General features: G+C 40.5%; 19 protein-coding genes. 14 read left to right on the top strand and 5 right to left on the bottom strand.

The features are described 5' to 3' along the window. Positions 1-38 precede the first annotated feature (38 nt). From B151_RS0106725 to B151_RS0106715, 3 genes are read right to left on the bottom strand one after another with little or no spacing between them, the layout of a single operon-like run. Positions 39-617 carry a 5-formyltetrahydrofolate cyclo-ligase gene (locus tag B151_RS0106725; RefSeq protein WP_020402846.1) on the bottom strand — a complete coding sequence of 193 codons (579 nt, stop codon included), beginning with the start codon at positions 615-617 and terminating at the stop codon, positions 39-41. Beyond that, on the bottom strand, positions 614-2,227 hold the full coding sequence (bshC, locus tag B151_RS0106720; RefSeq protein ID WP_020402845.1) for a bacillithiol biosynthesis cysteine-adding enzyme BshC: 1,614 nt from the start codon (positions 2,225-2,227) through the stop codon (positions 614-616). Before bshC ends, B151_RS0106725 begins: the two co-directional genes overlap by 4 nt. Before the next feature lie 3 nt (positions 2,228-2,230). Next, complete coding sequence (locus B151_RS0106715; RefSeq protein WP_157470748.1) at positions 2,231-2,794, bottom strand: bifunctional nuclease family protein; 564 nt, start codon at positions 2,792-2,794, stop codon at positions 2,231-2,233. Positions 2,795-3,045: 251 nt separating this feature from the next. On the opposite strand from B151_RS0106715, the gene B151_RS0106710 reads away from it, so the two are divergent. From B151_RS0106710 to B151_RS0106645, 14 genes are all read left to right on the top strand, one after another. Continuing rightward, positions 3,046-3,420, top strand: coding sequence for an NADH-quinone oxidoreductase subunit A (locus B151_RS0106710; protein ID WP_020402843.1), 375 nt, complete (start codon positions 3,046-3,048; stop codon positions 3,418-3,420). A gap of 9 nt (positions 3,421-3,429) precedes the next feature. Continuing rightward, positions 3,430-3,912 carry an NADH-quinone oxidoreductase subunit B gene (locus B151_RS0106705; RefSeq protein ID WP_020402842.1) on the top strand — a complete coding sequence of 161 codons (483 nt, stop codon included), beginning with the start codon at positions 3,430-3,432 and terminating at the stop codon, positions 3,910-3,912. Positions 3,913-3,915: 3 nt separating this feature from the next. Beyond that, positions 3,916-4,428: an NADH-quinone oxidoreductase subunit C gene (locus tag B151_RS0106700; protein ID WP_020402841.1), complete on the top strand. Its 513-nt coding sequence runs from the start codon at positions 3,916-3,918 to the stop codon at positions 4,426-4,428. 6 nt (positions 4,429-4,434) lie between these two features. Further along, complete coding sequence (nuoD, locus tag B151_RS0106695) at positions 4,435-5,721, top strand: NADH dehydrogenase (quinone) subunit D (RefSeq protein ID WP_020402840.1); 1,287 nt, start codon at positions 4,435-4,437, stop codon at positions 5,719-5,721. After that, positions 5,722-6,267 (top strand): NADH-quinone oxidoreductase subunit NuoE family protein, encoded by a 546-nt coding sequence (locus B151_RS0106690; protein ID WP_020402839.1) that lies wholly within the window; start codon positions 5,722-5,724, stop codon positions 6,265-6,267. Between the two features lie 2 nt (positions 6,268-6,269). Continuing rightward, positions 6,270-7,556, top strand: coding sequence for an NADH-quinone oxidoreductase subunit NuoF (gene nuoF, locus B151_RS0106685; protein WP_020402838.1), 1,287 nt, complete (start codon positions 6,270-6,272; stop codon positions 7,554-7,556). 117 nt (positions 7,557-7,673) lie between these two features. Then, positions 7,674-9,410: an NADH-quinone oxidoreductase subunit G gene (locus tag B151_RS0106680; RefSeq protein WP_020402837.1), complete on the top strand. Its 1,737-nt coding sequence runs from the start codon at positions 7,674-7,676 to the stop codon at positions 9,408-9,410. Next, positions 9,411-10,442, top strand: coding sequence for an NADH-quinone oxidoreductase subunit NuoH (nuoH, locus tag B151_RS0106675; RefSeq protein WP_020402836.1), 1,032 nt, complete (start codon positions 9,411-9,413; stop codon positions 10,440-10,442). Positions 10,443-10,603: 161 nt separating this feature from the next. Continuing rightward, positions 10,604-11,098 (top strand): hypothetical protein, encoded by a 495-nt coding sequence (locus B151_RS0106670; RefSeq protein WP_020402835.1) that lies wholly within the window; start codon positions 10,604-10,606, stop codon positions 11,096-11,098. Between the two features lie 23 nt (positions 11,099-11,121). After that, a complete protein-coding gene (locus B151_RS0106665; protein ID WP_020402834.1) occupies positions 11,122-11,604 on the top strand; it encodes an outer membrane beta-barrel protein in 483 nt (160 codons plus the stop codon). Positions 11,605-11,769: 165 nt separating this feature from the next. Beyond that, positions 11,770-16,809, top strand: a complete 5,040-nt coding sequence (locus B151_RS19450) for a PAS domain S-box protein (RefSeq protein WP_020402833.1) — start codon at positions 11,770-11,772, stop codon at positions 16,807-16,809. Next, a complete protein-coding gene (locus tag B151_RS19445) occupies positions 16,727-18,151 on the top strand; it encodes an ATP-binding protein (protein WP_020402832.1) in 1,425 nt (474 codons plus the stop codon). The genes B151_RS19450 and B151_RS19445 overlap by 83 nt, the downstream gene beginning before the upstream one ends. A 29-nt stretch (positions 18,152-18,180) precedes the next feature. Further along, positions 18,181-18,621, top strand: coding sequence for a response regulator (locus B151_RS0106650; RefSeq protein WP_020402831.1), 441 nt, complete (start codon positions 18,181-18,183; stop codon positions 18,619-18,621). A 10-nt stretch (positions 18,622-18,631) separates the two neighbouring features. Then, the gene (locus tag B151_RS0106645) at positions 18,632-22,981 is read left to right on the top strand and encodes a PAS domain S-box protein (protein ID WP_020402830.1); all 4,350 of its coding nucleotides are present in this window, start codon (positions 18,632-18,634) and stop codon (positions 22,979-22,981) included. 232 nt (positions 22,982-23,213) lie between these two features. Here the strand turns inward: B151_RS0106645 and B151_RS0106640 are convergent, their stop codons facing one another. Both B151_RS0106640 and B151_RS0106635 read right to left on the bottom strand, forming a co-directional pair. Then, positions 23,214-24,386, bottom strand: coding sequence for an alkaline phosphatase (locus B151_RS0106640; RefSeq protein WP_020402829.1), 1,173 nt, complete (start codon positions 24,384-24,386; stop codon positions 23,214-23,216). Between the two features lie 68 nt (positions 24,387-24,454). Then, on the bottom strand, positions 24,455-25,975 hold the full coding sequence (locus B151_RS0106635) for a DEAD/DEAH box helicase (protein WP_020402828.1): 1,521 nt from the start codon (positions 25,973-25,975) through the stop codon (positions 24,455-24,457). Positions 25,976-25,997: the final 22 nt, after the last annotated feature.

The following is a 25,997-nucleotide window of genomic DNA, read 5'->3' as shown; positions in this document are numbered from 1 at the left end:
TTTCCTCCGCAATGCCCTACGCAGTTCTTTTTTGAATGTTACAGGAAAATGAGTTCATCTTCAGTAATTATTACATCTAATTTTACATCAAAATCTTCAACAGGTATTTCGTCATAAACAAAATCTGAAAATACCAACCCAGCTTTTAATGCTTTGCTTTGCTCAAGAAACCGATCGTAAAAACCTTTCCCATATCCCAACCTGTTTCCCTTCCGGTCTGCTGCCGCCATGGGAATCACGATCAAATCCAAAGCCTCCACAGCAACGATATCCTGTTTTTTGCCAGGCTCCCGCACACCCCATTTATTGGTGATCAATTCCCCAAAAGAATGAAGTTCTATATGTGTAAGTGAATGATCCGAGAAATTTGTGATGGGGACAACCACTTTCTTATCACTCTCAAACAACTCTTCGATCAGTTCATCGGTACTTACCTCTTTGCGCTGATTCATAGAAATGTAAGTATGCACTACTTTCGAGGAATCATAGAATTTGGAATCCGTGAGAGCCTCTGTGATCCGTAAAGATTTTGACAGCCACTCTTTCTGCGGCATTTTTCCTCTTTTGGTGAGTACCTCGTCCCTTAACTCTTGCTTTTGTTCTTTGAGCGAACTCATAATTCGATGAAATGATGACGGGTCAAATCTAACCCCTTATCCTGAATTTCGGCTAATAAATTACTCCAGATATCAAGCCCGTATTTGTTCATAAAATAAATTGGCGAAACCGAACGCTCCTGAAGCCCGCCATCAGGAAAAAGATTGATCTTGATCTTTTCAATACGTTTTAGCTGAGTTTCTTCTTGCTGTTTAACCGACCGGTATACTTTCCCTTTTAAACGATCCAGGTCATTTGAAAAACCGGCAACTGTTTTTCCAACGGTGCCTTCCAATGTCGGGTCTATATCGTTAATGATTTGTTGCGGCTGTTGAGCCACCTCATCTAACTTTTCCTTCCATTCAGAGAATACAGCTTCGATATCTATGGTCTCTGCTTGTTCAACATATTGAGACTCTAAATCTTCAATACGCTTGTCATATTCACAAAATTTAAAGGGGAGCTTTTCCACAATGCGAGATATACCGGATTCAACCAAAGTAGCTGTGAACCGCGGGAAGATCGGAGGCATTTCAAGGCTAAACTCTGAATACAAGTTTTTCATTTGCCCGTAATAAGCAATTTCTCCGGGTCCTGCTACATATCCCAATGTTGGCAGCAGCTTATCCTGAATGATGGGACGAAGGAATACATTTGGAGAAAATTTAGATGGATATTCATTTATTTCGGCAAGCAGTTCTTCCTCTTTCCACTGGGTTTCGCCTGCTTTCCATCCATACTCCGTTTTATGGATCTTGGTTCTGCCCTCTTCTTCAGACAGATAAAATAAATTGGAATCTCCATTCATTACCTGACGGTGAAACACATTTTCTATTTCTGAACTCTTTGATTCTATAGCATCAAAAACAGCTTTTGATTCAGCAATGGAATGGTGAAAATCAGTTTTCAACAAAGCTTTTATCTGTGGGAAATTACTTCCTGCGATCAGTACCCCCTCTTTAGCAAACCAATCGTTCATCAATCCGGCAAATGCCTGCACGTGCGTTTTACCTTTTTGATAATGTTCATCCAGCTGTTCCCACAATTTCCCGGAAAAATCTGTATCAAAAAGTTCTTCCTTTACACTCGATCTAAACGTACTTATGTATTCAGAAATGATTTCCTGTGAAACAGGCAGGTTATGACTTTCTCCTTCATATCTGAGCTTATGAAAATCGTTGCGCCCGAATATTCCGGTCCAGGCTATTTCCTCGAAATCATGATCTTCGTCAGCAAGCCAAAAAACAGGTACTACAGGGCGGCCCAATATCTTTTCATATTTTCGCGCTAAAAGCACAGCGGTCATAGTTTTGTAAACCGTATAAATCGGCCCGCCATACATCCCTAATTGCTGCCCGGTCACTACGACCAAGGATCCATCTTCCCCCAATTTGTTCAAGGCTTCTGATTGATCGGATAATATCCCAAGTTCCTCGTGATAAGCCTTTAGTGCCGGAATAAGATCTTTAAGGTAAGCCGATGATCTTAATCCCTTTGCTCTATCTTTAACCTGATGCTCATCAAGAGGGTCATATTGATAGAAATTATCAAGCTTTTTAAAATTATTTATGTATGTGTTGAACAGGTTTGAGTAAGAAAGTTCAGTAAATGAACAACCAGATATATCCAAAATTTATCCTTTCATTTTTGAAATGCGGTCTCTGATTTTTGCCGCCTTCTCATAGTTTTCAGTTTCTATCGCTGTTTTAAGCTCTTCTTCTAATTTTTCGAGTTGACTAAGTTCTTTTTGTCCAGCGGCCCCCTCTTCCGACTTCAGGGCTTGTTCCAGCGTTTGGTGTTCAGGCTCTGTGCTAATACCTGCTTCTTGAAGAACTTTTTCATTCACAAAAATAGGAGCTTTGAATCGGACTGCAAGTGCAATAGCATCGCTTGGCCGTGCATCTAACTCGATCAATTGGTTCTCACGTTCATAAATGATCTGCGCATAAAAAGTACCTTCTGACAAATCATTGATATACACTTGCTTCACTTCAGTATCGAAACTCAGAACAAAATTCTTAAGCAAGTCGTGCGTCATTGGCCTCGGTGGTTTTATGTTTTCAAGCTCAAGTGCGATAGCTTGCGCTTCAAAAGAACCAATGATAATTGGCAATCGTTGGTTCCCTTCAGCTTCGGTTAATATTAGTGCGTATGCCCCACCACTGCTGGGACTTGTTGAAAGTCCCAAAATTTCCATTCTGATCTTACTCAAATCTTCACCTGCCATGAACTTATATATGTTTGTTTAAAAGGTAATGATTTTTAGTTAAGTGTTAAACCAAGCTCTTTATAAATCCAACTTTTAACGGTTCAAAAAAGTTTATTGAAATTTCTTGGTTTTTTCTTCCATAAAAATTCAAATAAAGCCTATATTCTCGCCCACTTTCGTTGACATTGCATAACATTGAGGCTAACTTTTCAGCCTATTAACCGAGAACATTACAGAATATGCTCGAAAATTATTTTCCGATTTTAATTCTTGCCATTGTGGCCGTTGTTTTGGCTTTTGTGTTGTTATCCCTTTCCAAAATTCTCGGTCCTTTTCGCCCGAACCAAACCAAACTAAAGCCCTATGAAAGTGGCATGGATCCGGTTGGTGAAGCACGCGATCGTTATTCCATTAGCTTTTATCTTGTTGCTATGGAGTTTATCGTGTTTGATCTGGAAGTTGTCTTCATCTATCCATGGGCAGTACGTTACTTAGAACTTGGTTTTGGAACGTTCATGGCCATGATGGTATTTATCGTAGTATTATTTGTAGGTCTCTTCTATACCTTGAAGAAAGGCACTTTGGATTGGGACTTAAATCACTTTAAAGCATAATTATTTACCATGGGAATTGAATCAGCACTTGGTGAAGGTTTTTTCACAACAAAAATTGATGCTCTGACTAACTGGGCCCGGGCTAATGCAGCCTGGCCTATGCCGATGGGTTTAGCCTGTTGCGCTATCGAAATGATGGCCTTCGCCGGCCCCCGTTACGATGCCTCACGGTTTGGATCTGAGGTAATGCGGTTCTCTCCTCGTCAAAGTGACGTTATGATCGTGGCCGGTTGGTCTACCTATAAAATGTCACATGCCATACGAAGGATCTGGGATCAAATGCCTGACCCAAAGTGGTGTATCGCCATGGGAGCTTGTGCTTCTACCGGTGGTATGCATCGTTGCTATGGAGTGGTACAAGGAGTAGATAATTACTTGCCGGTTGATGCCTATATTTCCGGGTGCCCGCCACGGCCCGATGCCCTGCTTCATGCCCTCATGAAGATCCAAGATAAAATTAAAACCGAGCATTCTGTTTTACTGGATACCTAAGATATGAGTTTAGAACTAACTGAAACGGTACAAGGTGTTGTTAACGGACTCTCTTCTGATTTTTCAGAAGACTTGATCGAGGTTTATAATTCCTGCGATCATACCTACATCCGGGTCGAGGCTGAGAACATCAAAGAAATCCTTAATTACCTTAAGAGTAAACATCACTTCATCTTTTTGTGTGATATCATCGGAACGGATCGATATACCTCAGATGAACGCTTCGAAGTGATTTACAACATTATGAATCTCCGCACCCAAGACCGAATCTTTGTTAAGATCCGTGTTGAGGAAGAAGACCCCGCCGTTGACTCTGTAACTTCTGTCTGGAAGGCTGCCGGATGGATGGAGCGGGAAGTCTATGATATGTATGGTGTACGGTTTGAAGGCCATCCGGATCTTCGAAGAATCTACATGCCGGAAGATTATGAATATTATCCCTTAAGAAAAGAATTCCCTCTGCTGGGGATTCCGGGATCCATTGAACTGCCTAACACAACCCCAGATACGGAGTAAGGCATTATGAACGAAATTAACAGTAAAGTAAAACCACAGTTTTTCGAAAAGCATCAGCGGGGTATATATAAAAGCCTCGAGGATAAGCATACAACTATTGAAGAAATCGATGCTGAAGATCCGCTGAATGCTAAAATGATCCTGAATATGGGTCCACAGCACCCTGCCACCCACGGGGTTCTTCGTCTCGTGCTTCAGTTGCGGGGTGAGCTTATCGAAAAAACGAAATTAGATATTGGATATCTGCACCGTGGTGTAGAAAAAATAGCAGAAAATAAAACCTACCAGGAATTCATGCCCTACACCGACCGCATGGATTACCTTTCTCCCTACAGTAATAATGTTGCTTTATGTATGGCTGTAGAGAAACTCGCCGAAGTAGAAGTGCCGGAACGAGCTCAGTACATCCGAATGATCTGTATGGAGCTCGCTCGGATTTCATCTCACCTTCTGTGGCTTGGAACCATGGTTATGGATGCGGGAGCTATCTCATTCTTTATATGGACTTTTCGCGAGCGTGAAAAGATCTACGATATTTTTGATGAAGTAGCCGGCCACCGATTTACAGTTTCACATTCAAGAATTGGCGGGGTTGCTAACGATTTCACTGACCGTGCGGTAGGCAGGATCAAAGAGTTTGTAACTAAATTTGAGCAAGAACTAAAAGACTGGCATGGCTTGCTCGACCGCAACCGGATTTTCATCGATCGTAATGCCAACGTTGGTATTCTTAAAACTGAAAATGCATTAGATATTGGTGCAACCGGGCCTGTTCTCAGAGCTTCAGGCTATCAGGTTGACCAGCGAATTATTAAGCCATATTTGCAATATGATAAAGTAGATTTCGAAGTACCAACCCGCATGGAGGGCGATAATCTGGCCCGTTATTTCGTGCGTATGGAAGAAATGGCTGAAAGTTTAAAGATCATTAACCAGTGTTTTGATAAGATGCCTAAAGGCCCAATTCGGGCAAATAATGCAAAGCACGCCTACCCTTCCAAAGATGAAGTATATTATTCAATGGAAGGCATGATCCACGATTTCATGATGACCGACACCGGAATTTGTCCACCGGCAGGAAAGGAAGTTTATCATGCTGTGGAATCACCCAAAGGCGAATTAGGATATTTCATACAAAGTGACGGTACCGGACATCCATGGAGATTAAAAGTAAATGCTCCATCCTTCCGTAATCTTCAGGTATTGGAAAATATTTTGGATGGTGAAATGGTAGCCGACACGGTAGTTATAATTGGAGGAGTTGATCCAGTAATGGGAGAAGCAGATAAATAAATGGAAGAAACCTACGAATTCACAAAAGAAGACTTAGACGAAATTGAAGCCATAAAGGCTAAATTTCCGGAAGTAATGCCGGCTACCCTACCTACACTTTGGGTAGCTCAACGCAGGTTTGGTCATGTTGAGCCGCCCGTTCAACGGTTGGTTGCTGAGACCTTAGGATTACCGGAATCACATGTTCACGGTGTGGCAACATTCTATACGCAATACTATAAAGAGCGTAAAGGCAAATACGTGCTTGATGTTTGCACCACAACCAGTTGCCAGCTTTGCGGCGGATATAAGATGCTTCATTATCTGGAAGATAAATTGGGTATCAAGGCTGGAGAAACAACCGAAGACGGTTTGTTCAGTATTCAGTCAGTAGAGTGTCTCGGAGCTTGTGGTTATGCACCGATGATGCAGATCACCAACGATGTGTACGTCAATAACCTCACGGAAGAGAAACTTGACAAAGTAATTGATAGCCTGAAAGATGGTAAAATGCCTGAATTTGAATCAGTAGGAATGCCCCTCCTCGAAAATATCAACAACAAGTAATTATGGCTTCTGATTGGAAATCTTTTGAACCGGTACTTATCCCAGACATTCCCAATCTTGATAAAATTGACAATTACATCAAGAATGGCGGATACAAAGCCCTTGAAAAAGTTGTAAAAGAAAATGGCTGGACCCCTGAAAAAGTTGTTAACGAGGTTAAGGAAGCCAACATCAGAGGTCGTGGTGGAGCCGGTTTCAATGCCGGCCTGAAGTGGTCTTTTATGCCCAAACCAGATGGCGGGCCTCGTTATCTTGCTTGCAATGGCGATGAGTCTGAGCCCGGGACATTCAAAGATCGCAAAATTTTTGAGTATAACCCCCACCTTTTTATTGAAGGTGCTTTGATTGCGGCCTATGCCATGCAGATCACCACTATCTATGTATATATCCGTGGGGAATATTATTCCTGGATCAAAATGATGGAAAAAGCCCTTCAGGATGCCCGCGACAAAGGATTCATCGGTAAGAATTTATTCGGAACCGATTTCAGTGTAGAATTTGAAGTTACCGGAGGAGCAGGTGCTTATATCTGTGGAGAAGAGACCTCAATGCTTGAGTCCCTGGAAGGTAAACGTGGCTATCCACGTGTTAAGCCTCCATTTCCTGCTCAAAAAGGACTTTGGGGACGCCCTACCACCATCAACAATATTGAGACACTTGCCAATGTTCCCGGAGTGATCAATAATGGTGCAAATTGGTTTAAAAATATTGGTGCAGAAAACCATCCTGGTCCGGTTCTTTATGGAATTTCAGGCCATGTAAATCGCCCCGGAGTTTATGAACTTCCTTCTGGTGTGCCTGTTATGGATTTGATCAATGAAGTAGCACAGGGTGTTCGCGGTGGAAAAAAATTGAAAGCACTTATCCCCGGCGGCTCTTCTACTCCGGTATTAAGGGCAGACCAGTTAGATGGAGTTTCCATGGATGCTGATTCGCTTCGTGAAGCAGGCTCCATGATGGGAACTGCAGGAATGATGGTCATGGATGAAGACACTGACATGGTAGATGTGCTATGGAGAATCTCGCATTTTTATCATCATGAATCTTGCGGTCAATGTACACCGTGCCGTGAAGGTACCGGTTGGCTTGAAAAGATTTTATTGAAGATCAAAAACGGTGAAGGAGAGATAAGAGATCTTGATCTGCTGCTCGACCTTACCACACAAATGGAAGGCCGAACCATCTGTGCCTTAGCGGATGCAGCTGCGTGGCCGGTTCGACATACCATTAACCGTTTCAGAGACGAATTTGAAGCACGCTGTAAAAAATCAGTTCACGCCGTTGCGTGATTAAATTGATTATCGACGATTTATTATTGATGATTTGATCATCTAAAAATTTAAGTGAGCGCTGGTTGATGATATCTAACAAATCATCAATCATCATTCATAAATCAACAATCCGATATGCCAGAAATATTTATAGACGGAAAACGATACGAATTTGAAGAAGGCGAAGATAGAGGCCTGCTTCAGTTCATTTTAGACAATGGAAAAGAAGTTCCTTTCTTTTGCTACCACCCTTCTATGAGCGCTCCGGCGAATTGCCGTCAGTGTTATGTAAAGGTTGGAACGCCGGTCAAGAACAGAGAAACCGGAGAGTATGAACTGGATGAAAACGGAGAACGTGAAATTCGCTGGTTCCCTAAAATGCAAACTTCCTGTACCACACAAATGCAGGATGGAATGGTGGTTCATACTCAGGAAACAAGTGAAGAAGTAGCACGGGCTCAAAAAGATACAATGGAGCTTATCCTCATCAATCACCCCTTGGATTGTCCCATTTGTGATCAGGCCGGTGAATGTCCGCTTCAAATACAGACCTATAAATATGGTCCGGAGGGCAGTCGTTTTGAAGTTAAGAAGCAACATAAGCCTAAACGAATTCAGCTTGGCCCAAGAGTTACTCTTGATGCAGAAAGATGTATAAATTGTACGCGATGTGTCCGCTTTACTGATGAGATCAGTGAATCCCACCAATTGACGATTGTTGCCCGTGGGGATAAAAATTATCCAATGGCTGCTCCCGGACGTGAGTTTGATGATCCATACTCAATGAATACGGTCGATATTTGTCCTGTTGGCGCCCTTACTTCTACCGATTTCCGATTCAAAGCCCGCGTGTGGGAGATGAATCAAACCCCAAGCATCGATATTACCAATGGGAAAGGTACAAATATCGATCTTTGGACCCGAGATAATTTGGTTATGCGAATTACTCCGAGATTCAATGGAGAAGTCAATGATCACTGGATGCCTGATGCCGGTCGTGATGCTTATCAACGGTTTAATGAAAATAGACTCTCCCGCCCTGCAATTAAGCTGGATGGTGACAATCAATCCAAAACATCCTGGAATAATGCGATTGAAACATTTGCAGAAACTCTTGAGTCTCATGGACCGGAAGATGTTTTAGTGGTAGGAAGCCCGCATGCTTCGGTTGAAGAAAATTACGCCTTAATGAAAGTATTCAACCTGTGGGGCGTCAATAACTTCAAATTTGCACCTCATATCGAAGAAGGTACCGGCGATGGATTCCTGATCACAGACGATCAGGCTCCAAATACTTCCGGAGTGAAGCTTTTGGGTTATGAAGAAAGCAATGATTTGGCTTCTGAAGTTAAAAATACCAAAATCGTCATCATGCTTTCAGATGAACTGATCGATCGCGGTGTACTTTCAAAAGATGACTTGAAAGGGAAATTTAGCATTCTCCTTTCTACCAATGAATGCGACACTGCAAAAACAGCTGATCTTGTAATCCCGGTTACTTGTATCGCAGAACATGCTGCAAGTTATGTTAACGTTGAAGGACGAATTCAGCGCTCTTTCCCGGCTAAAGAAACCAAATACACAAATCGAAGTCTTGACCTGGAAATGAATCAGGGGCGCTTAGACCGTTTTGGAACCAACTTTGATAATTGGGTTACTGAGGAAAACAAAGTAGACTGTGCTCCTGCCTGGGAAATCATGAATCAATTGGCTAATCGTATGGGACTCGATGTTTCATTCGGTAGAGGCCGCGAGATTATGGAAGAAATTGCCGGTTCAAACCCTGCATTTGAAAACGTAAGTTACGAGCGTATGGATAACGAAATGGGCATCAATCTTAACCCTTCAAACAAACAAGAGGCTACTGCATAAATGGAAACAGCTGGAATTGATTTATTCGGACTTTTTATTCCTACCTGGGTAGCCGTTCTTGCGTTAGGAGCTTTCACCTATCTTAACTCTGCAGCCTTGTTAGTTTATGCGGAGCGACGAATTGCAGGGTTGATTCAAAATCGCGTAGGCCCAAACCGGGTAGGTCCTGCTGGACTTTTACAGCCCGTAGCCGATGTGGTAAAACTTTTGCTTAAGGAGGACGTAACTCCTACCCAAGGTTTCAAAACATTGCACACTATAGCTCCCATGATCCCGGTAATTACCGCGCTCATGACCGTTGCCTTGATTCCTTTTGGAGACGGTTTATATGTAACGGACATCAACGGAGGCGTGCTCTACATTCTTGCAATTGCATCGTTAGGTGTTTATGGTGTAACCCTTGCCGGCTGGTCTTCAAACAGTAAATATTCCCTTCTTGGAGGACTCCGAGCTGCTGCACAGATGATCAGCTATGAACTTCCCATGGGAATGGCCGTAGCTTCTGTAGTTTTAGTGGCTGGCTCATTAAGTCTTGTTGAAATAGCAGCTTCACAGGAATATTTATGGAATGTATTTATCAATCCAATCGGAGCTGTGATCTTTATTATTGCGGCCTTTGCAGAAGCCAACAGAACTCCTTTCGACCTTGTTGAGGCGGAACAGGAATTGGTTGGTGGATTTCATACAGAGTATTCCGGAATGAAATTCGGAATGTTCTTCCTGGCTGAATACATGCACGTATTCATCGGAAGTGTGCTCATTACTACCTTCTTCTTTGGAAGCTACCACCTTCCATTTGCCGGATACTGGCTGCCTGAATTGAGTCCTTTGGTAAAAGGCATTCTGGATGTATCCGTGTTTATGGGTAAAGTAATCTTCTGGTGCTTCGTGTTCATCTGGGTACGCTGGACAATCCCACGATTTAAGTACAATCAAGTTATGAAGCTTGGATGGGGACGACTACTTCCATTGAGCATTCTGAACTTTGCGCTTATTGCTTTGGGTATGTATGCTTATACTCATTGGTTCTAAGCCCAACTCACCTTTTCAATTTTTAAAGCTGATCTCTAATTGAGTTCGGCTTTTTTATTTTTCGAAAAATCGCATCTTTTGCCTAATCCTTTTATGCGATACTCTCGTATCAGCTCCTTCAATATTATCTGCTAACCCATAATTCATCACACGGAGCTAATATGAAAACCCTAAGATCTTTGATCATTCTCATCAGTTTATTTTCGCTTACTTCCTGCACTATTTATGATAACGATGTGGAAGGCACCGGCGACACCGTATATACCAGCACAATTACTATCCGAAGTAATGATTTTGAACCGGAGGATGACTTTATTTCTGTTGCTGAATATGGATGGGACAACCTGGACGAGGAAATGGTAGACTTTGGTTTGGTATTAGGCTATATCCGGTTCGAAGGAACTACCGCCTGGCAAGCCCTTCCCTTCTCCGTTCCTTTCGAAAATGACTTGGTCAACCTTCGTTATTATTTTGATGTAGACAATTTCAGCTTAGTTTTAGAAGGAGAAGTCGGTGGAAATAATGCGGCAAATGCCGATCTTTTTAATCGTGATCAGTTAAGAGTAGTAGCTATTCCCCCATCTATCATAGTAAAAGCCAAAGGGCTTGATTATCGGAACTATAATCAGGTTGCAGAGTTTTATAACATAAAGTAAACCTTAATAAATACGACTTAATTATGAATTTCTCGAAAATCATTGGATTTACGTCACTATTTGCACTGATCACTCTATCAGTACAAGCACAAACAACAACTCCGGAAACAGGAAGTTTTGGTTTGCGAGCTAGTTTATTTGGGCAAAATGCGATCGAAGTTCCCTATCAGTTTAACGAATCCCTATCCATTGCTCCTTATTTTGGGTTGAGTGCTACTGAAAATTCGACCACAAACGTGAGCTTTGGATTGAGCCCCAGATATTACTTTGGTGGCAATGAAGACCTTTCAACTTACGCAACCGGTCAGTTAGGCTTCCAGAATACTTCTTTCAGCAATTCAAATAACTCAAACTTTGGAGTAAATGTGGGGATTGGCTACGGAGCTGAATATTTTTTCGGTCCTTCGTTCAGCATTAGTGGAGATGCCAACCTCAATGCTTCTTTCGGGGATGTAGCTGACAACCTGAGTACCTTGGCAAGAGTCTCGGTTTCCTATTATTTCTAAAACCCGATCAGTACATATCACCTAAGTATAAGAGCTGCTAATTTTTTAGCGGCTCTTTTTATATTCGACATATTAGCATTAATTTATTTTAATATTTGAAAATTTGATTTCCCATCCGTAATTAGGCGAAATCATAAGTGCTTAGTTGGCATATCGGTGATACAGATGAAAAAGCTAAAAATCAGCAACATATTTAAACTTTCTCCCACTCCTACATCAGTTATACAGGCCAATGATCCTGAGTTTACTTTTGTAATGGTCAATGACGCGTACTGCAAAATGACCATGCGGACAGAAAATGAACTCATAGGTAACTCTTTGTTTGATGCTTTTCCCGAAAACCCTAATGAAAGCAAACCAACCGGACCGGATAAGCTTATATCCTCATTTCGGAAAGTGATAAAAACAAAAAAAGAAGACGAATTAAAAAATATCCGTTACGATATTGTACTTGATGGCGGAGAGTATAAAGAAGTGTTTTGGAAGGTTATTAATACACCCATTTTTGACGAAGATGGGAAAGTCGCTTTCATCTTGAATTCAGCAACCCAAATCACAGAACAAGTACTGAGTCAACGCATCAATAAAATGATGCTCGATAACAGTGAAGACAGTTTTATTCTGATTGATAAAAATCTGATCATCAAGAATTTCAACAAAAGCTTTGCCGATAATTACGAAGAAATCTTTGGAAAGAAAGTAATAAAAGGACACTCCATCCTCGATTTCGCACAGCCCGAGCGACGAGAGATCGTGAAACAGGTCTACAAAAGGGTATTTAAAGGTGAAACCATAAAAGATCTGCTACCCTTTAGAACAAAAGAAGGAAATACCCGCATTTTTGAAATTAAATATAAACCGGCTTACGACAACAATAATGAATTGGTCGGTTCATTTATTTCTTTACTTGAACGAACTGCAGAGCAAAAAGCCAAACTTGAATTAGAACAAAATGAAGCTCATTTCCGTGCTTTAGTTGAAAATGGAAATGATATACTTTTTATTCTCGACGAAAACGGACAACCCACCTATGCCTCTCCTTCTGTAAAGAAAATTCTTGGATATGATCCCGAGGAAGTAGTTGACCTGAATTTTTTGGAAAAAGCTCATCCTGACGATGTGCCCATGATCAAGTCAGAATTGGCAAGATGCCTTGATAAACCCGGTGAACCTTTAAGAGTCCCCCCTGCCCGCATTAAGGATGTTGATGGGAAATGGCATTGGTTTGAAGGAACCATTACCAATATGCTACATGATCCTGCTATTGGCGGCATTGTTGATAACTTTCGTGAAATTACCGAGAGAAGAAATGCTGAAATAATTCGTGATAAAACACTCAATCAACTTGCCGAACGCGTCAAAGAGCAACGATGCCTCTATGAAATATCTAAACTTGAAGAACAAGAGCTGAGTGTAAAAGAATTGCTTGAAAAAGCCATTCTTTTAATTCCACAAGGTTGGCAATTTCCGGAATACACCCAGGTAAAGATCCAATGGAGGGATTTAAATCTAAGAACTCCCGGTTACTCTGAATCCAAATGGAAATTGCACCGAAAAAAGAGACTTCAAGGACATGATCTTGAAATACATATTGTGTTCACGGGTAATGAAGACCTTTTTGATGAAACACCTTTCCTAAACGAAGAAAAAGATCTGTTACATGCTATAGCCGATCAACTTTCTCTTAAAATTGAACAGATTCATCAAAGAAAGGAAATTGAACAGCATCAAAAGCATATCCAAAATATTATGGATCAGTCTTTGGATATGATATGTACTGTTCGGGATTTCAAGTTTGTATCAGTTAGTGCAGCCTCTGAAAAAATACTGGGATACAAACCTCAAGAGATGGTCGGACGACCTCTTTCCGATTTCATCGCTGAAGATGATCTTGAAGAAACCTTAGAGGTCTCAGAATACATTCTTGAAGAACATGAAGTAACTGATTTTGAGAACCGATACTACCACAAAGATGGCCATAAGGTTACTCTTTTTTGGTCTGCTCGGTACAACAAAAAGGATGACCTCACTTTCAGTATAGCCAGAGATGCTACTGAACTCAAAGCTGCACAAAAAGCCCGTGAACTTGAGCGAATCAACAAAGAAGCCCTGATAAACAACACGAACGACCTCATCTGGAGTGTGGATAGTAAACTAAACCTTATTACAGGTAACAAGGCATTTAAAAAATCTATTAAAATTCAGTTCGGCGAAGATGTTACGCGTGGTTTGTCCATACTTAATGCCCTCTCAGGTGATAAAGAAAACCAAAAAAAATGGGAAGCACTTTATAACCGGGCTTTAACAGGAGAATCGTTTCGGATTGAGAATAAAGAGGAAGGCTCAAAGGAGGATAACCCAACTTGGTTTGAAATTTCATTCAATCCGATCGTTGAGAATAATAATATTGAAGGAGTGGCATGTTTTGCTCATAACATTACAGAAACAAAAATAGCACAACTTGAAAAGCAACGAGCTGAACAAAAATACCGGAATGTTGTTGAGCACAGCACCAATATGTTCTACCAACATGATACAGAAGGAGTACTAACTTATGTAAGCCCGCAATCCAAAGACTTTTTGGGATATCCCCCGGAAGAAGCCATGCGTAAATGGACAGAATTTATTACCGATCATCCATTGAATGAAAAAGGAGAAGCATTAACGTTAAAAGCCATCGAAACAGGTGAGATACAGCCACCTTACGAATTACAATTAAAAACAGGCGACGGCAGGATCATTTGGGTTGAGGTTCATGAAGCTCCGCTTACCGAAGGGAAGAAAGTTACCGGAATAGTGGGTTCATTAACCGATATTACCGCCCGCAAGAACTACGAACAGGAGTTACAGCAAAGTTTAGAACGCTACGATTATGCCAGTAAAGCCACCAAAGATGCCATTTATGACTGGGATATTGCTAATGATCATCATCATTGGGGGGATGGTTTTGAATCTCTGTTTGGCCACAATAAAGATATGGATCAATTTTCCGTTGATGACTGGTTGGCCCAGGTTCACCCGGATGATGTAGAAGAGATACGAAAGGATCTTGAATTTTCCCTGGAAGACGAGTCTTTCAATCAATGGCAATTTGAATACAGATTTAGGAAAGCTAATGGTGACTATGCTTATGTAGTGGATAACGGTTACATCATTCGGGATATGGATGGAAAAGCCATCAGGATGATTGGTGCAGTCAGAGATATAACTGAAGAAAAGAAAACCGAGATCCAAACCAAGCTGCAGCATCAGGTTGCTCAATTTTTTAAAAATGAAGACCGGTTGCCTTTCATTCTAAGTAACGTGCTGGAATATCTCGCGGAGTTTCAAAAATTCAACCTTGCTGAAATTTGGTTAGTAGACACTTCAAAATCTCATCTTACCCTTATATCCACCTTTGCAAGGGATAAACAGGGAAAAACATTTTATGAGGAAAGTAAAAGACAAAGAAAATTTGGCTATGGCGAGGGCTTACCGGGAACATCCTGGAAAAAAAACTCCATCCAAACATGGAAAAATATTTCAGCCAAAAATGATTTCGTAAGATCTAAGGCAGCTCAAAGATCAGGTTTGAAGTCAGCCTCTGCCCTCCCATTATACAGTAATGAGGAAGTAGTTGGAGTATTAGTATTAGGAAGCAGTGAAACCCAGAAGCTGATCCGGAATAAAATATATCCTTATGAATCCTTGCAAAGCTTTTTGGGTGCTGAAATTCGGCGAAAGCAGCAAGAAGAGTTGATACAGCAAACAAATAAAAAACTTAAAAATGCCCAAAGTATAGCCAAACTGGGCTACTGGGAGTTGGATCTTGAATCAGATCAGCTGTTTTGGTCGGAAGAGGTCTTCCAAATTTGGGGTAACAAAAATTATGAACCTTATAATTTTGAGGAATTTAGAAAAACAATTCATCCTGAAGACCTCAAGAAATTTGATGAACAGCAACAAAAGGCACTGGCAGGAGAGCAAAGTTTAAATATTGAACACCGAATTATTCTACCGGACGGACAAATAAAATGGGTACATGAATTGGGTAATTTAATGTTAGATGAGCAAGCGAATCCTATAAGTTTTCAAGGAACCGTTCAGGATATAACAGACCAAAAACAATCTGAATTAGCTCTTGAGAAAGCCTACAAGGAAAAAGAAAATATTCTGGAAAGTATTGGGGACGGTTTTTTCACTTTAGACAAAAACTGGAACGTGACCTATTGGAACCGGGCTGCAGAAATACTTTTGCAAACTCCAAAACACAAAATACTGAATCAAAATCTCTGGGATATTTTTGAAGATGCTGTAGACCTCCCCTCCTACACGAATTATCACAGAGTGATGCACCAACGTAAGCAGGTTTCATTTGAAGATTACTATGAGAATATTGACAAATGGTTCGATGTAAACGCTTATCCTTCCGCCGGGGGCATTTCGGTTTTCTTTAAGGATATTTCAGAACGAAAAAAAGCCCGTGAACAGCTTGAAAAACTAAACCGTGAATTAGAAATAAGAGCTGATGAGTTGGCAGCGACCAACACTGAACTCGAACAATTTGCCTATGTAGCTTCCCATGATCTGCAGGAGCCGCTCCGAATGGTTACCAGTTTCCTTACCCAGCTCGATAAAAAATACGCTGATCAACTGGATGAAAAGGCTAATCAATACATCGACTTTGCAGTAGATGGAGCTCAGCGTATGCGCCAGATCATTTTGGATCTGTTGAATTACTCTCGCCTGAATCAAGAGAAAAGTAAACGCGGAGAAGTTGACCTGGATTCTGTTATTGAAGATGTCAAAGTATTGGAGCGTAGTCATATTGAAGAAATGAATGCACAAATCAAGGCCGATCCATTACCCGTGATATATGCCAACCCGGGCCCCATAAAACAAGTCTTCCAAAACCTGATCAACAATGCTCTCAAATATCAGCCATCAGGAAATGCCCCTGTTATAGAAATTTCCTGTTCTGAAACAGATACTCACTGGAAGTTTACCGTCAAAGATAATGGAATAGGCATCAGAGAAGAATTTCAAAGTACCATTTTCCAGATCTTTCAGCGCCTGCACACAAACGACCAGTATTCAGGTACCGGGATCGGATTGGCCATCACTAAAAAAATTATTGAGCGCCATGGAGGTGAAATATGGCTGGAATCTGAAGAAGGAAGAGGCAGCACCTTTTACTTTACGATTCAAAAATATGAGAATGATTAGAAAAATAGGAACTTATAAACAACGTGCTTATGGTCTTTTAGCCATTACTCTGTTTATTTTATTGGCTTGTTTTAGCTATTCCTACTTTATCCGGGCTGAAATTGGTTATCTGCAAGATAAGATCCTACGCAATGAATCCATACTAAAGACCATTTTTGAAGCAAATATGGAATTACTGCAAGCTGAATCTGCTGAGCGGGGATACATTATGACCCAAGACTCCTTATTCCTTGATAATTATGAGGATGCACAATTCTCATTCCATAGTAATTTAACTCAATTAGGAAAACTAACCGCTGCTCTTGAAATCCGAAAAGATCTTTACCGGGAATTGGATTCACTAGGACAAGCCAGGATACACTACCTAAATAAGTTGATCCGAACTAATGATGAACAGGGAGAAACAGCTGCAAAAGAGCTCATTCAAGCCGGACTTGGAAAGCACTTAATGGACTTATACAGTCAAAAAAGTACTGAAATGGCAGGCTTGACGATCAAAAAGAATAATAAGAATAAGGCAGAACTTGCTCGGATGTTATTTAAGGACTTGGAAATAACCATTGCCGTGGGCCTAATTGCTATTCTTTTAATTTTGTCGCTGTTTGTATACTTCTTTCGTTCACAAAGGAAAATTGCAGAGTATAATGAACAGTTAGAAGAACGAAATAAAGAGTTACAACAATTTAGTTACATCGCTTCTCATGACCTGAAAGAACCGTTAAGAATGGTTAAGAACTTTCTGGGCCTCCTTGAGAAAAAATATAAAGGACGTCTGGATAATAAAGCTGACACCTATATTCACTATGCCGTTGATGGGGCAAAGCGTATGCAGCTTCTGATTGATGATTTGTTAGAATATTCCCGGGTTGGACGGTCCGAATCACAAAAAGAAAAGGTTGATTTTGGCACCATTTTAAATGAAGTTCAAAAAAATTTAAGTGCATTAATTGCACAACATGAGGCGGTAATACATATAGATTCCAAACTTCCGGAAGTTTCTGTTTTTAGACTTGAAATAATAAGGGCTTTTCAAAATTTGATCAGTAATGCCATTAAATTTCATAAACCCGGCATACCTCCGGAAATACACATTTCCTGTGTCAGAAAAAAATCCGGATGGTTGTTTTCAGTGAAAGACAATGGGATGGGAATCCCTGAACAAAAGCGTAAAGAAGTTTTTAACGTATTCAGTCGATTACACTCCAATGAAAACTATCCTGGAACTGGAATTGGTCTTGCCATCTCAAAAAAGATCATAGAAAGACATGGTGGAAAAATCTGGGTTGAATCCCAGAACGACCATGGAAGTATATTTTATTTTACTATAGAAAAATCAGCATAAGTGAGTCAGAATATTAATTATTAAGGACGATGATACCTAAAGAAATACACATTCTGTTAGTAGAAGACAATGAAGGGGATATTGTCTTAACAAAAGAAGCCCTTGATGAAGGCAAAATCAAGAATTCTATTTCCGTCGTTCGCGATGGTTGGGAAGCCATTCAATATCTTGAAAAAAACGAAGGGTATGAAAAAGCCCTTGAACCGGACCTGGTTTTATTGGATATCAACCTCCCAAAAATAAATGGTCATAAGGTGCTTAGGCATATCAAAAATCATGACGAACTGAAGCACATCCCGGTTATTATGCTAACTACCTCCTCTGATGATGTCGATATCTTTAAATCCTATCAAAACCATTCCAACTGTTATATCACCAAGCCCGTAGATATCAATCGTTTTATTGAAGTGATAAGCACTATTGAAAATTTTTGGATATCCATAGTTCAGCTACCCCCAAAAACCAGATAATAGAACCTCTATGACGGTATTAGATCGTAATTTAAATCTGTTGGTTGTTGAAGATAATCCCGGAGATTTTGTACTCCTGCAGGAGTATTTGGCAGAAATAGTGGAAACCATAGGCATAAAGCATGCTAAATCATACTCTGAGGCAGAAGCAGAACTAACAACCTCAACGTTCGATGCCATTTTACTGGATCTTTCTTTGCCTGATGTTAGCGGGGAATCTTTGGTTGAAAAAATAGTAGACCTCTCGGGTAATATTCCGGTTATTGTATTCACCGGATATGAGAATCAGGAGTTTGCCCTAAAAACTTTGGGCATGGGAGTGGCCGATTATGTCCTAAAAGATGAGATCACCCCTTTTATGCTGGGCAAAGTGATTGCATATGGAATTGAACGTAATCGGGTGAGACAATCTCTTCAAAAATCAGAAAAAAAATACCGTGATATCTTCGATCTCTCCCCTCAGCCCATGTTTCTAATTGATGTAGAAAACCGAACTATTCAAGATGTGAATGTCGCAGCGGTAAATAATTATGGATATTCCAAAGATGAATTTATTGGACTGCATCTAAAAGACATTAGACCGATAGAGGAACACGTTAATTTTGAGAATGAAATAACGAAAATTGAAAAAAAAGAATCCAAGTTCCATCATACCACTGTTAAGCACCAAAGAAAGAATGGGGAAGTTTTTGATGTAGAACTAAGCACAAGCGAAGTAGTAATAGATGACAAACGCTTGCGTATGGCAATGGCAGAGGATGTCACTGAAAAATTAAAAGCAGAAAAAAATGTCTCTCAAAAAAGTAGTTTACTTGCAGCCAATGCTAAAGTGACAGGTACACTCATAAAGAATGAGGATTGGATAGAAGCATTGGCGGAAACGTTTGATGCGGTGGGAAAAGCGGTTGAAGTGGATCGCGTATATTACTTTGAAACACATACACATCCCAACACAAATGAATTACTGATAAGCCAGCGCATTGAATGGTCAAGAGAGGATGTAGAACCCCAATTAGATAACCCCGAACTTCAGGACATAAAAATAAATGACTACAATGATCACTTTCCCAAGCTTCAGAAAAACAAAGTATACCAGGCGTTAGTAAAGGATATTTCTGATCACAGGCTTAAGTCTATTCTCGAAGGACAAGATATTATCTCTATTCTGCATATCCCGATCTTTGTAGATGGGCATTTTCAGGGATTTATAGGGTTTGATGACTGTCAAAAAGAAAGAATATGGGATGAAGAAGAAATACAATACCTGCAAACGCTGGCTTCAAATATATCAAGTGCCATAAAACTTCGCCAAACAACCGAAGAGCTTAAAGTGAGCGAATACAAGTTTAAAAGCATGGTGGAAGAAGGCGGCGACCTCATTGAAATTCTTGATGAAAAGGGAAATTTCAAATTCGTCAGTCCCAACCTAAAGAATATCCTGGGGTGGAAAGCCGAAGAAATGATCGGAAAAAATGCTTTCGACTTTGTACACCCGGATGATAAAAAACAGGGGCTTCAAGATTTTTTAGCCATGAAAGAAGGCCGGGATGTTGACATCCGCCCTTTCAGGTTTCGGGATAAGAATGGAAAATATAACTGGCTTAAAACAGCCGGAACAAATTTACTGAACGATCCGCATATCAACGGAATATTATTTTCTTCTACCGACATAACCGAACAGCGATATTATAATGAAGTCCAAAAACTGGAACGGGATGTACTCGAGAAAAATGCGCTTAACAAAAATGATATTGCTGAGATAACCAGAGAATTTTTATCCGGAATCGAGAAATTGCATTCAGGAATAAAAACTTCCGTTTGTTTAGTTGAAAAAAATAAGATCAGAAACTTGTGCAGTCCCAGCTTCCCTCCTTCTTTTGCGGAAGAAGTTGACGGTGTTGAAGTTGATGAAAAAGCGGGCTCTTGTGGCGCGGCTGTTTACCATAAAAAACAGATCATTATACCGAACGTGTATAAAAGCTCTTATTGGAAAGATTATCTTCATTTAGCAGAAAAATATGGTTTTGAAGCTTCATGGTCTCAGCCCATATTTGATAGTAAAGGAGAAGTTCGGGCTTCATTTTCCGTCTATTACGATAAGCCTTCCGAGCCTACCAAATATGAACATAACACGGTAGAAAGAGCGGCACATATACTCAGAATTTTATTTGACAGTGAAGATAAGGAACAGGCCGAACAGCAATTGGCTCTTAGCGAAAAACGCTTCAAAGCATTAGTGCAGGAGGGTTCCGACCTGATCAGTATTTTAGATGAAGACCTGCAGTTCAAATATATAAGTCCTTCTGTAGGGGGAAGTTATGATTCATACCTCGGAAAAAAGGCACTAGATTTTGTACATCCTGAAGATTTTGAGCGTGTAAAACAAAAAATTCACCAACTACCCAATGAGAAGCGTATAAGCGTGTCTGCCTATCGCCTACGTGATCATAAAGGAATTTACCATTGGGTTGAAACTATCTTTACCAACCTTTTGGAAGACCCTGCCGTAGAAGGCTATGTTGCAAATTCCAGAAATGTAACTAAGCAAATTGAAAGAGAAGAAAAGCTTAAAGAACTTTCTTTGGTAGCTGCTAAAACCACTGATGCGGTAATTATCAGTGATAATAAAAAGTTAATTACCTGGGTAAATAAAGGCTTTGAACAACTTACGGGTTATCAATTGGATGAGGTAAAAGGCAGAAAACCCGGCGATTTTTTACAAGGAGCTGACACTAATACCGAAACTGTACAAGAAATTTCTGAGGCACTTAATCAGCAAAGATCCATAGAAACCACCATCCTTAATTATGATAAAAAAGGAAAACCCTATTGGTTGAATATGAGTATCGATCCCATTTTTGATGACAAGGGAAACTGCACTCATTTCATAGCCATTGAACGGGATGTGACGGAAAAAATAAGGCGCGAGAAAGAACTTCAGGAAAGCCTTGAACGCTATGATATTGTAAATAAAGCTACCAGCGACACCATTTGGGATTTAGATATTGAATCTAACATAATGTTATATAACAGCAATATTTACAATATGTTTGGATACAATAAACAAGAAGTAAAAAATGCGGGAAGTTGGTGGAAAGACAAAATTCACCCTGAAGATTTACATATCGTTAACAACGCTCTGGAAAAAGTGCTCAATAATGGAACTGAGCGTTTTCAAATGGAATACCGATTCATGGCAGCAGACGGTACCTATAAATACATTCTTGACCGGGCTTTTGTCATCAAAGATGATCAAGGTAACCCCCATCGCATGATCGGTGCTATGCAGGATGTTACAAAAGAACGGGAGGAGCAGGAGCAATTAAAATTACTCGAATCGGTAGTTACAAATACTTCTGAGTCTGTAATTATCTTAAATGCAGAAAAAGGAAAACATGGAAGAGAAATTATATTTACCAACCATGCATTTACAGAACTTACCGGATATACCGCTGAAGAAGTGATCGGAGAAACACTCCATTTCCTGAACGGACCTGAAACCGATCCCCAGGTTAGAGCAAAACTCCGTACGGCAATGGATAATCGTAAAGATGTAGAAGTTGAATTCATCAATTATAAAAAGAATGGTGAGAAGTTCTGGATCAATACTTCTATGGTGCCGGTTCAAAACAGCGATGGAGAATATACCCATTGGGTTGCCATTGGCAGGGATATCACAGAGCAGAAAAAAACCGAAAAGGAAATCAAAGCTTCTCTTGCCGAAAAAGAAACTTTATTAGCCGAAATTCATCATCGCGTAAAGAATAACCTGGCTGTAGTTTCGGGAATGATGCAGCTGCAAGCTTTTGAGTCAGATAATAAGGAACTTCAAAATAAGCTTTACGATAGTGTTGTTCGTATTAAAACCATGGCTACCGTTCATGAGTTGCTGTATCAATCCAACAGCTTTTCACAGATCGAGTTCTCTGATACCCTGAAAAACCTGGCTAAGAACATATCAGGTACCTTGCAGCATGGCGATTACGTGGAACTGAATATCAACTGTGATCCAATAAAACTGAATATCAATCAAGCTATTCCTGCTTCACTTATTGTAAATGAAGTAATTACCAATGCGTATAAACATGCTTTTGGGCCAAAAGATAGAGGGATCATCAAATTCAATCTAACCGAATCAGACGGTGTTATAAATATTGAAATAAGTGATAATGGCCAGGGTTTTGGAAAAGAGAATATCTTAGAATCGGGCTCTTTAGGTATTCACTTAATCAATGTTTTGTGTGAACAACTCCAGGGACAAATACGGTATGAAAATCAATCGGAAGGAACTTTATTTAATCTGCAATTTGAACGAAAAGAAACTAAAAAGGGAATTGGAAACGCGGGACTAAACTTTTAGCAGCTGAATTTATAACTAAAAGCCATAGTTAGATTACCGTGAGTTTTTCTAAGAATTAGGCTTCACAAAATTAGAATAGATTTTTAGATCATACCTGCAAAGGAGCACATTTGCTGATAAATGACCACTTCACTTATTCCATGATTATCTGATATCAAACTCAGGTTAAATAAAAAAGGTGAATCCCGGACAGGACTCACCTTTTATAAAAATAGAATTACTTATCCGGATTTCAGTCGATGAGCTGGGGCAGTTCTCCCACCCTAAGCAGTTCTGATAGTTTTTGGCCAACATAGGTATTATCTCTCCACCCCATGAATTCGGTAGCATGGGGACCGTACGCCATCAGGGGCACAGGAATTCCTGTATGATATCCTGTAGTCCAGTAGATCTCCAGAGAATCACCTTCCGCTATTTGACGCTGCATGGTCATACCTCCTGTTTCGTGATCGGCAGTTAACACTACAAGGGTTTCACCATCTTTTTGGGCAAAATCAAGAGCTACCTTAACGGCTTCATCAAAATCCCGAACTTCGTTAATCAAATAATCTACGTTATTACCATGACCGGCCCAATCAATTTGGCTTCCCTCAACCATTAAGAAAAAGCCGTCTTCATCCGTACTTAGTATATCCAAAGCTTTGGATATCATAGCAGCCGAAGAAGGCTCTCCTTCTGCTCTTTCCATGCCATCTTCGGCAAATAGACCTAATAATTTATCTGACCCAGAGGCGGTTAAATCTTCCTTATTCCTTAAAATCTGATATCCTGCACTCTCAAATTCAGCCAACAGGTCAAGTGAATCAGAACGATAGTCTTTACCGAAGTATTCCAATCCCCCGCCAAGAAATACCTCAACTCCTGAGTCAAGAAAATCATAAGCTATTTCTTCTTCCATGCTGCGCTGAGGAACATGAGCTGCAAAACTGGCCGGTGTAGCATGTGTAATGGAGGATGTTGAAACCAATCCGGTACTTAATCCCATTTCTTCTGCCAATTCAAGAATAGTTTTACAAGCTGTTTGATCAGGATTTACCCCAATAGCTCCATTGTATGTTTTCAAACCGCAGGAATAAGCAGTGGCACCGGCCGCTGAATCAGTGATCAGGTTATCAGAAGAATGGGTGTTAACAAAACCGGTAACCGGCATAGTTTGAATATGAAGCATTCCATCTGGACCTACGAGGGCAAGCTGTCCGGATGCTATTTGAGCGAGCCCTGTACCATCCCCAATCAACAAAATAATGTTCTTTACCTCAGAGTCATCCACCAACGGTAAATGCTGAAGAGTTTCCTGAGCATCGTCGGCAACCTTGAAAGACTCAATGATCTTAGCTTCCTCCTCCGAGTTTTGACATGCGGATGCAAATAATGTAACAGTTATCAGTAGAAGCAGTTTTTTCATGGCAGTAATTTTCTTGAAAATCTAATGGTTCTGTCTTTGCTGTGGTTTAACTGAATGTAAAAGTTTTATTATGAGAATAATGCCTTAATAAGTCCCCATAACCCTTTTGCCGGTTTAGGAGCATTCTGATTTCTCTTGGTAGCTTTGGTAATACGTTCAGCCGGTATTACCGGTTCTTTTGGCTTCTGCTGTTTTTCACTCTCCTTTTGAGGGGATGATTTTTTAGAAGGCTTCGAACTTTGTTTTTTAGAAACAGGTTGATCACCTTTCAATACCACTTCCACACTGTCCAGGTTCTGAACTTTTTTGTTGGCTTCAGCGATCTCCTTCTTTGTCAGCTTCTTGTCCTTTCCAGACTTCTGAGAAGAACTATCTTTTTTAGTGTCTTGCTTTGGCTTATCCTTCTTTTGTTTAGCAGTATCCGAAGACTTTGAGCTTGTTGAATCCGGAGCTTTTCTTCGGTCAGATTTTTCAGCTTTATTATTTTCGGTTTTAAGGATCTCAAGCTGATCTCCTACCTTTTCTTGAATGGCACTAAATGGTCGGCGATCTTTTTTATTCACGAATGTGATCGCTGTCCCGGTCTTATCGTATCGTCCCGTACGACCAATACGGTGCACATAATCTTCGACAGCCCGCGGGACATCGTAATTGATGATCAGAGATATGTTGTCAATATCGATTCCACGTGCGAGCACATCGGTAGCTACAATAACGGGAACCTGACCACTCTTAAAGGCATGCAAGGCTTTGTTTCGCTCATCCTGATCCCGATCACCGTGTATGCTTCCCGCTTTGATTCCTTTCTTTTGAAGTAAACGCTCCAGTTCGTCAACACCTCGCTTGGTAGCACAAAAAATAATACAAGATTCCCATTCCAGATCATCCAGGATATCTTGCACAAGCTTGAGTTTACCTTTTTGATCCACGAAATAGGCTTTCTGAGTGATACTGCCGGAAGGCTTTTCAATCGCGATCTCCACCTTTTCGGGATCTTTCATGAACCGGTTGGCCAGCTCTTTGATCTCCTGGGGCATTGTTGCTGAAAATAAAAGTGTTTGCCTTTCTTTAGGCAACCTTTCAATGATCTTGGTAACATCCGGAAGAAAACCCATGTCCAACATTCTGTCGGCTTCATCAAGTACCAAGAATTTTACATGACTAAAATCAATATCCAATACTTTAGTCTGATCTATGATGCGTCCGGGAGTGGCTACAATAATATCAACACCCGAACGGATAGCTTTAGCCTGCTGCGCAAAATCTTCCCCACCAATTATGGTTGCAGATGAAATACCGGTATGATATCCCAAAGCAAAAATTTGCTCGTCTATTTGTTGAGCCAACTCCCTTGTAGGAGATAAAATAAGAGCCTGAGTATGTTCGGAGGGACTTTCTAAGATCTGTTGCAATATGGGTATTACAAACGCACCCGTTTTTCCCGTTCCTGTTTGTGCAGCTCCAATCAGGTCCTTCTTCTGTAAAATTATTGGAATGGATTGTTCCTGGATAGGTGTCGGCTGCGTGTAATTTATATCTCTCAAGCCTGCTTTAAGCTCGTCAATTAAGTCAAAGTCGTTAAATGTCAATGTATTCGTCTGTTATGAAATT

This window comes from Gracilimonas tropica DSM 19535, assembly GCF_000375425.1.
Lineage (GTDB): Bacteria > Bacteroidota > Rhodothermia > Balneolales > Balneolaceae > Gracilimonas > Gracilimonas tropica.
Note: the sequence above shows the minus strand (reverse complement) of the source record. Positions and strands in the feature narration are given on the sequence as shown.

Excerpts from the sequence above, each read along its gene's own strand:
- B151_RS0106725 (WP_020402846.1), bottom strand. The coding sequence starts at position 617 with ATGAGTTCGCTCAAAGAACAAAAGCAAGAGTTAAGGGACGAGGTACTC.
- B151_RS0106715 (WP_157470748.1), bottom strand. The coding sequence starts at position 2,794 with ATGGAAATTTTGGGACTTTCAACAAGTCCCAGCAGTGGTGGGGCATAC.
- B151_RS0106710 (WP_020402843.1), top strand. The coding sequence starts at position 3,046 with ATGCTCGAAAATTATTTTCCGATTTTAATTCTTGCCATTGTGGCCGTT.
- B151_RS0106705 (WP_020402842.1), top strand. The coding sequence starts at position 3,430 with ATGGGAATTGAATCAGCACTTGGTGAAGGTTTTTTCACAACAAAAATT.
- B151_RS0106700 (WP_020402841.1), top strand. The coding sequence starts at position 3,916 with ATGAGTTTAGAACTAACTGAAACGGTACAAGGTGTTGTTAACGGACTC.
- nuoD (WP_020402840.1), top strand. The coding sequence starts at position 4,435 with ATGAACGAAATTAACAGTAAAGTAAAACCACAGTTTTTCGAAAAGCAT.
- B151_RS0106690 (WP_020402839.1), top strand. The coding sequence starts at position 5,722 with ATGGAAGAAACCTACGAATTCACAAAAGAAGACTTAGACGAAATTGAA.
- nuoF (WP_020402838.1), top strand. The coding sequence starts at position 6,270 with ATGGCTTCTGATTGGAAATCTTTTGAACCGGTACTTATCCCAGACATT.
- B151_RS0106680 (WP_020402837.1), top strand. The coding sequence starts at position 7,674 with ATGCCAGAAATATTTATAGACGGAAAACGATACGAATTTGAAGAAGGC.
- nuoH (WP_020402836.1), top strand. The coding sequence starts at position 9,411 with ATGGAAACAGCTGGAATTGATTTATTCGGACTTTTTATTCCTACCTGG.
- B151_RS0106670 (WP_020402835.1), top strand. The coding sequence starts at position 10,604 with ATGAAAACCCTAAGATCTTTGATCATTCTCATCAGTTTATTTTCGCTT.
- B151_RS0106665 (WP_020402834.1), top strand. The coding sequence starts at position 11,122 with ATGAATTTCTCGAAAATCATTGGATTTACGTCACTATTTGCACTGATC.
- B151_RS19450 (WP_020402833.1), top strand. The coding sequence starts at position 11,770 with ATGAAAAAGCTAAAAATCAGCAACATATTTAAACTTTCTCCCACTCCT.
- B151_RS19445 (WP_020402832.1), top strand. The coding sequence starts at position 16,727 with ATGGAGGTGAAATATGGCTGGAATCTGAAGAAGGAAGAGGCAGCACCT.
- B151_RS0106650 (WP_020402831.1), top strand. The coding sequence starts at position 18,181 with ATGATACCTAAAGAAATACACATTCTGTTAGTAGAAGACAATGAAGGG.
- B151_RS0106645 (WP_020402830.1), top strand. The coding sequence starts at position 18,632 with ATGACGGTATTAGATCGTAATTTAAATCTGTTGGTTGTTGAAGATAAT.
- B151_RS0106640 (WP_020402829.1), bottom strand. The coding sequence starts at position 24,386 with ATGAAAAAACTGCTTCTACTGATAACTGTTACATTATTTGCATCCGCA.